The organism is Stenotrophomonas sp. 10L48 (genome assembly GCF_056395105.1).
Genome location: NZ_JBFTIX010000005.1, coordinates 1 through 13,345, shown reverse-complemented (window position 1 = coordinate 13,345; position 13,345 = coordinate 1). Strand labels below are relative to the sequence as shown.

At 65.6% G+C, this 13,345-nt stretch carries 11 protein-coding genes; 4 read left to right on the top strand and 7 right to left on the bottom strand.

The window, feature by feature from the left end:
• Window positions 1-81: 81 nt before the first annotated feature.
• Window positions 82-693 (top strand): glutathione S-transferase N-terminal domain-containing protein, encoded by a 612-nt coding sequence (locus AC1DCU_RS09325; protein ID WP_099841973.1) that lies wholly within the window; start codon window positions 82-84, stop codon window positions 691-693.
• Between the two features lie 65 nt (window positions 694-758).
• On the opposite strand, the gene AC1DCU_RS09320 is transcribed toward AC1DCU_RS09325, so the two are convergent.
• The 6 genes from AC1DCU_RS09320 to AC1DCU_RS09295 form a co-directional block, all read right to left on the bottom strand.
• Window positions 759-1,802, bottom strand: coding sequence for a suppressor of fused domain protein (locus AC1DCU_RS09320; protein ID WP_313113321.1), 1,044 nt, complete (start codon window positions 1,800-1,802; stop codon window positions 759-761).
• A 46-nt stretch (window positions 1,803-1,848) separates the two neighbouring features.
• A complete protein-coding gene (locus AC1DCU_RS09315) occupies window positions 1,849-2,352 on the bottom strand; it encodes a hypothetical protein (RefSeq protein ID WP_032977431.1) in 504 nt (167 codons plus the stop codon).
• A 226-nt stretch (window positions 2,353-2,578) separates the two neighbouring features.
• Window positions 2,579-4,459 (bottom strand): propionate--CoA ligase, encoded by a 1,881-nt coding sequence (gene prpE, locus AC1DCU_RS09310; RefSeq protein ID WP_313113316.1) that lies wholly within the window; start codon window positions 4,457-4,459, stop codon window positions 2,579-2,581.
• A 660-nt stretch (window positions 4,460-5,119) separates the two neighbouring features.
• The gene (locus tag AC1DCU_RS09305) at window positions 5,120-5,734 is read right to left on the bottom strand and encodes an RluA family pseudouridine synthase (protein ID WP_025879434.1); all 615 of its coding nucleotides are present in this window, start codon (window positions 5,732-5,734) and stop codon (window positions 5,120-5,122) included.
• A 123-nt stretch (window positions 5,735-5,857) separates the two neighbouring features.
• The gene (locus tag AC1DCU_RS09300) at window positions 5,858-6,844 is read right to left on the bottom strand and encodes a malate dehydrogenase (protein WP_025879435.1); all 987 of its coding nucleotides are present in this window, start codon (window positions 6,842-6,844) and stop codon (window positions 5,858-5,860) included.
• Window positions 6,845-6,970: 126 nt separating this feature from the next.
• A complete protein-coding gene (locus tag AC1DCU_RS09295) occupies window positions 6,971-7,462 on the bottom strand; it encodes a peptidylprolyl isomerase (RefSeq protein ID WP_025879436.1) in 492 nt (163 codons plus the stop codon).
• Window positions 7,463-7,701: 239 nt separating this feature from the next.
• On the opposite strand from AC1DCU_RS09295, the gene typA reads away from it, so the two are divergent.
• From typA to AC1DCU_RS09280, 3 genes are read left to right on the top strand one after another with little or no spacing between them, the layout of a single operon-like run.
• Window positions 7,702-9,549, top strand: coding sequence for a translational GTPase TypA (typA, locus tag AC1DCU_RS09290; protein ID WP_025879437.1), 1,848 nt, complete (start codon window positions 7,702-7,704; stop codon window positions 9,547-9,549).
• Window positions 9,550-9,560: 11 nt separating this feature from the next.
• On the top strand, window positions 9,561-10,028 hold the full coding sequence (locus AC1DCU_RS09285) for a DUF2127 domain-containing protein (RefSeq protein WP_025879438.1): 468 nt from the start codon (window positions 9,561-9,563) through the stop codon (window positions 10,026-10,028).
• A gap of 41 nt (window positions 10,029-10,069) precedes the next feature.
• Window positions 10,070-11,692, top strand: coding sequence for an amidase (locus tag AC1DCU_RS09280; protein ID WP_032977435.1), 1,623 nt, complete (start codon window positions 10,070-10,072; stop codon window positions 11,690-11,692).
• Between the two features lie 74 nt (window positions 11,693-11,766).
• Here the strand turns inward: AC1DCU_RS09280 and AC1DCU_RS09275 are convergent, their stop codons facing one another.
• The gene (locus AC1DCU_RS09275; RefSeq protein ID WP_170919619.1) at window positions 11,767-12,912 is read right to left on the bottom strand and encodes a mechanosensitive ion channel family protein; all 1,146 of its coding nucleotides are present in this window, start codon (window positions 12,910-12,912) and stop codon (window positions 11,767-11,769) included.
• Window positions 12,913-13,345: the final 433 nt, after the last annotated feature.

Sequence of the window (13,345 nt, the reverse complement as noted above, 5' to 3'; positions counted from 1 at the left end):
CGTTGCCGGTGGCAGCGTTGCCGCGTGCGGCTGGGCTCTGGGATAGTGGTGGTTTCCCGCCACACCCCGCCTGGAGTTCCCATGAAGCTGTACAGCAAGCCCGGTGCCTGTTCCACCGCCGACCACATCGCACTGCAGTGGACCGGCCAGCCGTTCGAGGTTGAACTGCTGAACAAGGACACCCTGAAGGGTCCGGAATTCCTCAAGATCAATCCGGCCGGCGCGGTACCGGCGATCGTCGATGGCGACTTCGTGCTGGTGCAGAACGCGGCGATCATGGGCTACATCGCCGACAGCTACCCGCAGGCCGGTCTCGGCGGCGATGGCAGCCCACGCCAGCGCGCTGAAGCCACCCGCTGGCTGGCCTTCGTCAACTCCGACGTGCACCCGGCGTTCTCGCCGCTGTTCGCGCCGGGCAAGTTCATCGCCGATGAAGGCCAGTACGACGCGATCCGCGCCGCCGCGCACAAGCGCCTGCGCGCCCTGTTCGAGACCGCCGACAGGCAGCTGGCCGACAAGCCGTGGCTGGCCGGCTTCCGCAGCTTCGCCGATCCCTACTTCTACATCACCCTGCGCTGGGCGGCCGGCACCAAGGTCGACCTGTCGGGCCTGGACAACCTGGCCGCCTACAAGGCGCGCATGGATGCCGATCCGGGCGTGCAGGCGGTGCTGAAGGCCGAAGGCCTGGCCTGATGGAATCGGGGTCGGATCCGTCTGCGCAGCAGGCGGCTCCGACCCCATCGGTGCCATCGGCGCGGTCAGCCGATTTCGCGGATCACTTCGCCCTTCGCATCGCGCAGGAACGTCGGCACCACTTCAACCTGCAACGTATTCGACACCGGGTAGGTCCCGCGTTGCGGCCGCACGTCATGCCAGGCCTGCAACGCCGCCTCATCCAGTATCCAGCGCACGTTGTCGTCCTCGACCGCGACCGCGCCATCGGTGGTCGGCATGAACTCCCATTGTCGTTCGCGGCTGACCAGCGTCAGTGCCTTGCCGTGGCGCAGGCGCAGTGGCAGCAGCTCACCCACACTGCCGACCTGCCCGGCCCCCAACACCAGCGTGGTGATACCCGCCGTCTGCCGCCAGTCCAGCGTCTCGATGAACAACATGCCGGTACTGGATCCCTCACGCTCGCTGCCAGCCTCCACCCGCGCGGCCAGCGCCGGATCGTCCAGCAGATTGCCGCGATGCAGATCGGTGATCCACAGCGGCATCGCTTCCTCAAGCACCTGCAGGACACCGCGCGTGGACCAGCGCTTGATCGCGTCCATTTCCTCGTCGGTCAGCCCCACCACCTGAAGGAACTGCAAATGTCCATTGGCGGTGTCGCGCGGTGGCAACTGCGGATCGGCAACGAATGCCAGATGGCAGAGACGGGTGTCGGTCTCCAGCGCGATCGGGCCATTGGCGTTGAGGTGGTGGCCATCCTCGAACACATTGCCGCTGCTGAACACATAGCGCGCCAGATTCTGCAGCAGGTTCATCGGCCACGCAGGCGGCGTGCTGCCTGCATCCTCCCCCTTGTCCGCAGCCAGGCGGAACGTCAGCTCGAAACCATAGCCACTGGTGGCCGCATCACTGCTCTCTTTTGCATACAGTTCTGACAGGCCGTAGGTGACGTAGTGCCAATGCGGAACCGGTGATTCCGCCCAGTACACGCTGATGCCATCGAGCGGATCCTGGCCACCCAGCGTGTACGGCAGCGCGGTACCGAAGTGACGCGGCTCCTGGCCGGCGTACAGCGGTGCCAGCGCGGCATTGATCGCATCCCAACCGGGGGTATCGGTGTCGTCCTGCATGCGGGGCTCCTGGGCGGAAAAAGAGCGGACCACTTTACCCCGCGCGTCAGCCGGGCACGACCTCGGCAGTGACCGGTGCCATCGAGATCTGGATCTCCTGCCACCAGCGCTGGGCCAGCGCCGGGCTGCGTGCCTTGCCGATCGCGGCGATCATTTCCGGGCACAGTTTTTCCAGGGCGACCGCGTCGGTACAGCGCTCGATCTTCAACTGCATGAAGTAGCCTTTCAGGCCCAGATGGCGGCGCACGGCATCGCTCATCGCGTCGTACAACTGCTGGTACAGCGCCGGATCCTGCTCACGGCCGCTGCACAGCCCGCGCTGCGGTACAGGTTCGGCCCTGCCGCCGACCACTTCGATCAGGCCCAGTGCAGCCAGCTGCTGCAGCGCATCCGGCGGCGCGCGCAGTCCCTCGAACAAGCCGCGCAGTTCGCTTTCATCGCGCTGGCCGTCAACCATCAACAGGATCGAACGCAGCGCCGCCGGCAGGCGCCGGGCACGATCTTCGATTTCCTTGCGGCCAGCGGCCGTCTTGGCATGCAGCAGTGCCATAGCTCCCCCTTCCCACGATGCGATACGCATGCGCGCCCTTGCGGGCACGCCCCCTGTTCGCCATCCCCGGGTGGCACGCGCGTTCCCCGGCGCGTGACGCGTGTTGCAGGTCGATGACAGGCGGAGCTTAGCGCATGTCCTGGCAGGCCTGGGTAGCGCCAGGCCATGCTTGGCGGCTTTTCCGCGCTTTGCGCTCGCCGGGCATGGCCCGGCGCTACCACCCCGATCAGCGTCCCAGCGCGCGGCGGATCTCTTCCAGCGCGCCCGGGTCGTCCAGCGTCGACAGGTCGCCGGGGTCGCGCTGCTCGGCCAATGCCTGCAGCGAGCGACGCAGCAGCTTGCCCGAACGGGTCTTGGGCAGCGCGTTGACCACATGGATGTGCGCCGGTCGCGCCACCGCACCCAGCGAGGCGGTCACCGTGGCCATCATCTCGGCCACCACTGCGGCCGGGTCTTCGCCATCGAGCCCCTGCTTGAGGGTGACGAACACCAGCGGCACCTGCCCCTTCAATTCGTCCTTCACCCCGATCACCGCTGCCTCGGCCACGCGCGGGTGACTGGAGATGGCCTCTTCGATCTCACGCGTGCCCAGACGGTGCCCGGCCACGTTGATCACATCGTCGGTGCGGCCGAGGATGAAGGTATAGCCATCGTCATCGCGGATGGCCCAGTCCAGCGAGCTGTACAGCAGTTCCTTGAAGTGGCTGAAGTAGCTCTGCAGGAAGCGGCTGTCGTCATTCCAGACCGTGCTCATGCAGCCCGGCGGCAACGGCGGCGTCATCACCAGCACACCCTTCTGCCCGGCAGCCACCTCTTCACCGGTGTTCTCGTCGATCACCTTCATCCGGTAGCCGAGGTTGGGGAACCCGGGCGAGCCGAACCGCACCGGCTTCATGTCCAGCCCAGGCAGCAGGGTCAATGCCGGCCAACCGGTTTCGGTCTGCCAGTAGTTGTCAATGATCGGCTTGCCCAGCGCGTCGCTGATCCAGTGCGCGGTCGGCTCGTCCAGCGGCTCGCCGGCCAGGAACAGATACTTCAACGCATCCAGGTCGTGGCGGTGGATGAAATCGGCATCGTGCTTCTTCAGCACGCGGATCGCCGTCGGCGAAGAGAACATCGTGCGCACGTTGTACTGCTCGCACAGCGCCCACCAGATGCCCGGATCGGGGTTGGTCGGCAGCCCTTCGTACAGCAGCGAGGTGCAGCCGCCGATCAACGGGCCATACACGTTGTAGGAATGGCCCACGGCCCAGCCGACATCGGAGGTGGAGAACATCACCTGTCCCGGCTTGCAGTCGAACACGGTCTGCATCGACTGCGCCATCGCCACCGCATAGCCACCGACATCGCGCTGCACGCCCTTCGGCTTGCCGGTGGTGCCGGAGGTGTACAGCAGGTAGCTGGGCTCGCTCGATTCCAGCCATTGCACCGGCACATCGGTCTGCCCGATCTGCGCACGCAGGGTGGCGTACTCGACGTCGCGCCCTTCGATGCGTGGCTCGGCCGGGTCCAGCCCGCGCGAAACGATCAGCACGTGCGGCGGCGGACTGCTGGCTTCGGCGCAGGCGGCATCGACCATCGTCTTGTACGGAATGAGCTTGCCGCCACGCATGCCGGCATCGGCAGCGATCAGCAGCTTCGGCTTGGCATCGTCGATGCGCAGCGCGAGGTTGTGCGCAGCGAAGCCACCGAACACCACCGAGTGCACCGCACCGATACGTGCACAGGCAAGCATGGCGAACACGGCCTCGGCCATGTTCGGCATGTAGATCACCACGCGGTCGCCGTGGCCGACGCCGAGGTGCTTCAGCACGGCGGCGAAGTCGTTCACTTCGCGATACAACTGGCGATAGGTGATTTCGCGGGTGCTGTTGGTTTCGGTGGAGATGGCGACCAGTGCGAGCTGGTCCGGGCGGTCGGCCAGATGCCGGTCGACGGCGTTGTAGCAGAGGTTGGTTTCACCACCCACGAACCAGCGCCGGAACGGCGGGTTGCTGTAGTCGAGCACCTGTTGCGGCGGCGTGTGCCAATGGATGCGCTTGGCTTCCTCGCCCCAGAATGCCTCCGGCTCGTCGATCGAACGGCGGTAGGTTTCCTCGTAGTTCATGACGCAGCCCTCCCAGACAAAGTCATGGCTTCGAGCATAGTCCGGCGCTGGCGCGTGGGCCGCCCTACCTTGGTAGGGGGTGTGTTGCCGGCAGGGCTGCGCCCTGCACCCGCCGAAGCAACGGCAACCGCAACCGCAACAGCAACAGCAAGTATTCCTTGGGATGGCGGGGTGGGTCCGATTGCGGGGGACGCCGTGAATACGTCCATGTAGGCTCGGTCGCGCCATCCATGGCGCTCACGCCCCCGCAACCGGACCCACCCCGCCTTCGACAATTTCCCGCTGCTGTTGGGCTACAGTTTCCCGCTGCTGTTGGGCTGCTGTTGGTAGCTGTCGACCTTGGTCGACACGTAGATCCACGCCATGCGTGGATGCTTTTCGATGAACTGTCGAAATATTCGATTCCGATGGATTTGATCCACGCAAAGCGCGGACAGACCTCCGTCACCGGAGATCTGCCGAAGGCGGGGCGGTGCGGGTTGGCAGGACCGTTGGCGCCATGGATGGCGCCATCGAGCCCCCATGGATGGGTTAACGGCGTGTCCTGCCAACCCACACCGCCCCGCCCAACACGCAGAAATCCAGAGCTGCCTTGGCTTTTGACATTGCTTCGGTTCGTAGCAGGGTGCAGGGCGCAGCCCTGCCGAACACCCTACCCTTCTAGAACGGAGTCGTAGACTCGAACGCGAGCGCCTCGCCCGTCACCGGATGAGTGAACTGCAGTTTGCGCGCATGCAGGCACACGCGCTGCGCGGCCTCTGCGCCATACAGCACGTCGCCGACGATTGGATGACCCAGGCTGGCCATGTGCAGGCGCAGCTGATGGCTGCGGCCGGTGACCGGTTCCAGTTCAACGCGCGTGCGTTGCGCCTCGGTGTCACGCGACAGTACCCGCCATCGGGTCAGTGCCGGCTTGCCGCGTTCGTGGTCGACCATCTGCTTGGGCCGGTTCGGCCAGTCGACGATCAGCGGCAGGTCCACTTCACCGGCATCATCTTCCAGCAGCCCCTGCACGATGGCTTCATAACGCTTGCCCACCTGGCGCTTCTCGAACTGCATCGACAGCGCTACCTGCATGTCCTTGCCGCGCGCGTGCAGCAGCAGGCCAGAGGTGACCTGGTCCAGGCGATGCACGGTCAGCGCATCGGCATACACCGCCTGCAGCCGTGCGACCACGCAGTCCTGGTTCTCCGCCGAGCGGCCGGGCACGGACAGCAGGCCGGCCGGCTTCTCGGCCACCAGCAGCGCGTCGTCGATGTAATGCAGAAGGATCATATCGTTGCCAGGTACTCCATACGAAAACGGGGAAGCCGAAGCCTCCCCGTTTCCTGCGTACCGGCCAACGGCCGGTACCTATCCTGATGGAAAGGTGCCGGCAGGGTGCCGGCACCGACCGCATCAACCCAGCAGGTGGGCGACGCCGGCGCGCTCTTCTTCCAGCTCGGCCAGGGTCTTGTCGATGTACTTCTGGCTGAAGTCGTCGACCGGCAGATCCTTGACCAGGGTGTACTCGCCGTTCTCGGTGGTGACCGCGAAGCCGAAGATCACGCCTTCCGGAATGCCGTAGGAACCGTCGGACGGCACGCCCATGGTGACCCACTTGCCGTTGCTGCCCAGCACCCAGTCACGCACGTGGTCGATCGCTGCGTTGGCCGCCGAAGCTGCCGAGGACGAGCCGCGGGCTTCGATGATCGCCGCGCCGCGCTTGCCGACGGTCGGGATGAAGGTGTTGGCATTCCACTCCTGGTCGTTGATCGCATCGGCGATCGACGCACCATCGGCGGTGGCGAAACGGTAGTCCGGGTACATGGTCGGGCTGTGGTTACCCCACACCACCAGCTTCTCCATGCCGGCGACCGGCTTGCCGAGCTTGGTCGACAGCTGGCTCAGCGCACGGTTGTGGTCCAGGCGCAGCATGGCGGTGAAGTTGCGCGGGTTCAGGTCCGGCGCCGACTTCATGGCGATGTAGGCGTTGGTGTTGGCCGGGTTGCCGACCACCAGCACCTTCACGTCACGCTTGGCGACCTTGTTCAGTGCGGCGCCCTGGGCGGTGAAGATCTTCGCGTTTTCCAGCAGCAGATCCTTGCGCTCCATGCCCGGACCGCGCGGACGTGCGCCGACCAGCAGGGCGATGTCGGCGTCCTTGAAGGCGACTTCAGCGTCGTCGGTACCGACCATGCCGGCCAGCAGCGGGAACGCGCAGTCTTCCAGCTCCATCATCACGCCCTTCAGGGCGGCCTGGGCCTTGTCGACCGGCAGCTCCAGCAGCTGCAGGATGACCGGCTGGTCCTTGCCCAGCATTTCACCGGAGGCGATACGGAACAGCAGGGCGTAGCCGATCTGGCCGGCGGCGCCGGTCACGGCAACACGAACAGGTGCTTTCATGGGGATTTCCTCTGCTAAGAAGCTAAGTAGCGTTGTGGGAGATGGCCGCGCGGGCGGGGACAGGCCTGGCGGGGCGGCCGCAACATGGAAACGGCCCCCTCTGCAGGGGGCCGTCCGGGTATTGGATCAGGCGGCGAGGATCTTGTTCCACTCACCCACGCGCTCTGCCTGGGCGGCGAGCACGGCGTCGGTGTCGCCTTCCAGGGTGATCGAATGGATCACGTCGCCCTGCTTGACCGAATCAACGATCGCCTGGCCTTCCAGGACCTGGCCGAACACGGTGTGCTTGCCGTCCAGCCAATCGGTCTTGATGTGGGTGATGAAGAACTGGCTGCCATTGGTGTTCGGGCCGGCGTTGGCCATCGACAGCGAGCCGATCTGGTGCTTCACACCATTCTTCTCGTCTTCGAACTTGTAGCCCGGGCCGCCGGTGCCACGACCCTGCGGGCAGCCGCCCTGGATCATGAAATCGGGGATCACGCGGTGGAAGATCAGGCCGTCATAGAAGCCGCGCTTGACCAGGTTCACGAAGTTGGCGACCGTCAGCGGCGCCTTGTCGGCGAACAGCTCGACCTTGATCGGGCCCTGGGTGGTGTCGAAAGTGGCGATGAGGGACATGCAGATCCTTGGGATGCGGGGTGTGTAATCAGCCCCATAAGGATACACCTCCCCCGTGGCATGGGCGGCTTCGACCATGTGCGCAGACAGGGTCTTCAGCCTGCGGACGGGCAGCGCCGGGGGGCAGGCTGAATGGGGGCCTCAGCGGTCCTGAAATCCAGGTTTTCGCCAATCGTCAAGTTCGACGTATAATGTTGGACTTCTTTTTCCAAATCCGGCGCCGACTGGCCCCCTTTCGTATGTCCATCGAAAACCTTCGCAACATCGCCATCGTCGCTCACGTCGACCATGGCAAGACCACCCTGGTCGACCAGCTGCTGAAGCAGTCCGGCACCCTGTCCGAGCGTACCGTCCTCGCCGAGCGCGTGATGGACAGCAACGACCAGGAAAAGGAACGCGGCATCACCATCCTGGCCAAGAACACCGCCATCACCTGGGAAGACAAGAAGACCGGTATCAAGAACCGGATCAACATCGTCGACACCCCCGGACACGCCGACTTCGGCGGCGAGGTCGAGCGCGTGCTGTCGATGGTCGACACCGTGCTGATCCTGGTCGACGCGATGGACGGCCCGATGCCGCAGACCCGCTTCGTCACCCAGAAGGCCTTCGCGATGGGCTTCAAGCCGATCGTCGTGGTCAACAAGGTCGACCGTCCGGGCTCGCGTCCGGAGTGGGTGATCGACCAGGTCTTCGACCTGTTCGACAAGCTCGGCGCCACCAATGAGCAGCTGGACTTCCCGATCGTCTACGCCTCGGCCCTGAACGGCTACGCCGGCCTGGAAGACACCGTGCGCGACGGCGACATGACCCCGCTGTACGAAGCGATCATGCAGCACGCGCCGAAGCCGGAAGTGGACCCGGAAGGTCCGTTCCAGATGCGCATCAGCCAGCTGGACTACAACAACTTCGTGGGCGTGATCGGCATCGGCCGCATCCAGCGCGGCACCCTGAAGAAGAACATGCAGGTCGCGGTGATCGACCGTGAAGGCAAGAAGCGCAACGGCAAGGTTGCCCAGGTGCTGGGCTTCCTGGGCCTGGAGCGCATCGAGCAGGACACCGCCGAAGCCGGTGACATCGTCGCCATCTCCGGTATTCCGGAGCTGACCATCTCCGACACCCTGTGCCACCCGGAAACCCCGGAAGCCCTGCCGGCACTGACCGTCGACGAGCCGACCATCTCGATGACCTTCCAGGTCAACAACTCGCCGTTCGCCGGCAACAAGGACCTGTCCGGTGGCAAGTTCCTGACCAGCCGCCAGATCAAGGACCGCCTGGACCGCGAGCAGGTCCACAACGTGGCCCTGAAGGTCGAACAGCTGGAAGACGCCGACAAGTTCCTGGTCTCCGGCCGTGGCGAACTGCACCTGTCGGTGCTGATCGAGAACATGCGTCGTGAAGGCTACGAGCTGGCCGTGTCGCGCCCGGAAGTGATCATCAAGCAGATCGACGGCCAGGCCATGGAGCCGATCGAGCAGCTGGTGGTGGACATCGAAGAAGTCCACCAGGGCGGCGTGATGGAAAAGCTGGGCACCCGCAAGGGCCAGCTGAAGAACATGGAATCGGACGGCAAGGGCCGTGTCCGCCTGGAATACCAGATCCCGGCCCGTGGCCTGATCGGCTTCCAGAACGAGTTCAAGACCCTCACCCAGGGCTCGGGCCTGCTGTTCCACGTGTTCGACCATTACGGTCCGAAGGAACAGGGCGCCATCGCCAAGCGCATCAACGGTGTGATGATCGCCAATGCGCCGGGCACCACCCCCGCGTACTCGCTGGGCCCGCTGCAGGAACGCGGCAAGCTGTTCGCTGCTGAAGGCGACAACGTGTATGAAGGTCAGCTGGTCGGCATCCACTCCAAGGACAACGACCTGACCGTCAACGCGATCAAGACCAAGCCGCTGACCAACATGCGCGCTTCGGGCAAGGACGATGCGATCCAGCTGACCCCGGCGATCAAGTACTCGCTGGAACAGGCCCTGGACTTCATCGAAGACGACGAGCTGGTCGAGATCACCCCGAAGGAGATCCGTCTGCGCAAGAAGTTCCTGACCGAAAGCGACCGCAAGAAGAACTCGCGCGGCGGCTGATCCAGCGAACCGTGAGCCAGAACGGCTACAACCCGGATCCACACCGGCATCCGGGCCTCCATGTCATCGCCTTGCTCGAAGCGAGCAAGGCGATGCTGGCGTTGTTGGCGGCCACCGGGCTGGAAATCCTCGGCCCGCAGCCGCTTCGCGACGGCGTCAATGCCCTGATCCGGCGTTTCAGCCTGGACCCGGATCACGGCACCCTGCCCTCGCTGTTGAATGCAATCAGTCCCGACGCGGTGCACCTGGCTGCGGCGGCGATGATCGGCTACGGCCTGCTGCACCTGGTCGAGGCCTGGGGCCTCTGGAAAGCCAAGGCATGGGCTTCCTGGCTGGGCTGCCTGACCGCCTCCATCTATCTGCCCTTCGACATCTACGCGATCGTCCGCCATCCCGGCTGGGCCTCGTGGACGGTGCTGGCGATCAACCTGATCGTCGTCTACGTGCTGGCGCGCGACCTGCGCAAGCGCCGTCGCTGAGCAGCCGCTACACTGGGGATCGGAGCCGTCGAAGCTGCCCCATGCGCCTGTCCTTGCCGCCCCTCCTGTCCTTCCTGATCACCGCGTTGCCTGCGGGGCTCGCTGCTGGCTGCAGCCCGGCCGCGTCCACCGCGCATGCCGGTGAACCCGGCAACAGTTCTATGCCTTTCCCCTACGCCGAGACCGAAGTCTCCGACCTGCAGGCGCGGATGGTCGCCGGTGAGCTCGACAGCGTCACCCTGACCGGCGCCTACCTCAAGCGCATCGCCGCCCTGGACCGCACCGGGCCACGCCTGCGCGCGGTGATCGAACTCAACCCCGATGCCCTCAAGGAAGCCGCACAGCGCGACCAGGAGCGCCGTGCCGGCCGCCTGCGCGGCCCCCTGCATGGCATCCCGATCCTGCTGAAGGACAACATCAACGCCGCACCGATGGCCACCAGTGCCGGCTCGCTGGCCCTGCAGGGCTTCCGCCCTGGCGATGCCTACCTAGTCCGCCGCCTGCGCGAAGCGGGCGCAGTGGTGCTGGGCAAGACCAACCTCAGCGAGTGGGCCAACTTCCGCGGCAACGACTCCATCTCCGGCTGGAGCGCGCGCGGCGGCCAGACCCGCAATCCCTACCGCCTCAGTCATTCACCCTGCGGCTCCAGCAGCGGCAGCGCGGTGGCCGTGGCCGCCAACCTGGCCAGCGTGGCCATCGGCACTGAAACCGATGGCAGCATCGTCTGCCCCGCAGCGATCAACGGCGTGGTCGGCCTGAAACCGACCGTCGGCCTGGTCAGCCGCGAAGGCATCATCCCGATCTCCTTCAGCCAGGACACCGCGGGCCCGATGACCCGCAGCGTCGCCGACGCCGCCGCCGTGCTGACCGCCATCGCTGGCCGCGATGACGCCGATCCCGCCACTGCGACCATGCCCGGCCGCGCAGTCTACGACTACACCGCACGGCTGGATCCGCAGGGCCTGCGCGGCAAGCGCATCGGCCTGCTGCAGACACCATTGCTGAAATATCGCGGGATGCCACCGCTGGTTGAACAGGCTGTCGCTGAACTGCGCCGAGCCGGCGCCGTGGTGGTACCGGTGGAATTACCCAACCAGGGCGCCTGGGCCGATGCCGAGCGCATCGTCCTGCTGTACGAATTCAAGGCGGGTCTGGAGCGCTACCTCAACACCTACCAGGCGCCACTGCGCAGCCTGGCCGGGCTGATCGCCTTCAACGAGGCGCACAAAGGCCAGGAACTGGGCCTGTTCGGCCAGGAGCTGCTGCAGGAAGCCCAGGCGACTCCAGGCCTGGGCGATCCCGTCTACATCCGCGCGCGCAGCGATGCGCGGCGACTGGCGGGCCCGGAAGGCATCGACGCCGTGCTGGCATCGCAGAAGCTGGATGCGCTGGTCGCACCGACGACCGGTGTGGCCTGGCCCCTGCGCAGCACCGGCGATGACTTCCCCGGCGAGAGCTACAGCGTCGCCGCCGTCGCCGGCTACCCCAGCCTGAGCGTGCCGATGGGCCAGATCGATGGCCTGCCTGCGGGGCTGTTGTTCATGGGCACGGCCTGGAGCGAGCCGAAGTTGATCGAGATGGCCTACGCGTATGAGCAGCGCACGCGCGCCCGGCGCCCACCGCACTTCGATACCGATACCTTGATCGAATCCGGCGACCCCTGACCCAATGGATGGTAGCGCCGGGCCGTGCCGGCGAGCGCAGCGGCACTCTGCAATCCGCCGGGCATGGCCCGGCGCTACCATTCCGGGCGCGGCTCCGCCGGCGCGATGGCCGCCTCACCATCCTCCGCACCGGGTGAACGCACATCGGCGCTGCCTGCACGCCGCATCCGCGGCATATCCAGCTCATCGTCCCGCTGCAGGCGCGCGCGCACCTGCGGCAACGATTGCGGATGTTCGCGTGCGAGGAAATCCAGCATGCGTTCGCGCACCAGGCAGCGCAGGTCGAATGCATCACCGGAACTGCGCGCGCTGACCAGCAGCCGCACCTGGATCGCGCGCTCGCTGGTCTCGGTCACCTGCGTCACGCACACCCGTCCATCCCACAGCGGCTGGCCCTGGCAGATGCGTTCCAGCTCGGCACGTATCGCCGCGATCGGCGCACGGTAGTCCAGCCACAGAAAGGCCGTACCCAGCAGGTCGGCACTGCGTCGTGTCCAGTTCTGGAACGGGTGCTCGATGAACCAGGTCAACGGCACCACCATCCGCCGCTCATCCCAGATGCGCACCACCACGTAGCTGCTGCCGATCTCTTCGATGCGCCCCCATTCGCCCTCGACGATCACCACATCATCGAGCCGGATCGGCTGGGTCACCGCAATCTGCAGGCCCGCGATCAGATTGCCGAACACCGGTTTGGCGGCGATACCCGCCACCAGGCCGATCAGGCCCGCCGACGCCAACAGTGCGGTGCCGATCTTCTGCACCATCGGGAAGGTCAGCAGCACCAGCGAAGCACCGAGCACGATGATGCCGCCCATCAGCACGCGGCTGAGCACTCGCGTCTGGGTCTGGATGCGGCGCGCTTCAAGGTTGTCCGACACATCGATCGGGTGGCTGCGCAGGATCGCCCGCTCACCCGCCGCAACGCCGCGCACCAGCAACCAGATGAAGCAGGCAGTCAGGGCGATGTGCAGCACGCGCAGCAGTTGATCGAGCGTGTGTTCCGGCAATGGCGTGGTCTGCAGCGCCGGAACCAGCAACAGCACGGGCAGTGCAAGAGCCAGCGGCGGTCCGATCACCCGGCCAATGCGCGCACGGCGCCGGTCACGCCCGCGAAGGCGACGGTACAGGGCCAGTACGGCCCAAGCCCCCAGGCCGCCAACCACCAGGGCGCTGCCGATCGGCCACAGGTACTGCTGCAGCTGTTGCCAGACCACCATGCATCCTCGCTGTAAACACCGAGCTACAGCGTGGCCCATGCACCATGAGCACAATGTCAGTCGTTCGTAAGCAGAATGTAGGCGGGGGTGTTCGGCAGGGCTGCGCCCTGCACCCACGGTAGTGCCGGCCGCTGGCCGGCAACCTCAACAGCAACAGCAACACCAAAAGCAAAAGCCTGCATTTCGTGGGATGGCGGGGAGGGGACAGATGGCGGGGGACGCTGCAAGTACGTCCATGTAAGCTCGGTCGCGCCATCCATGGCGCTCACGCCCCCGCCATCTGCCCCCTCCCCGCCTCCGACAATTTCCCGCGATCTGTCGGAATGTCATGGCCTGCTCTTGGTGGGTGTCGACCTTGGTCGACACGTAGATCCACGCCATGCGTGGATGCTCTTCGATCAATTGTCGAAATATTCGATTTCGATTGGATTTG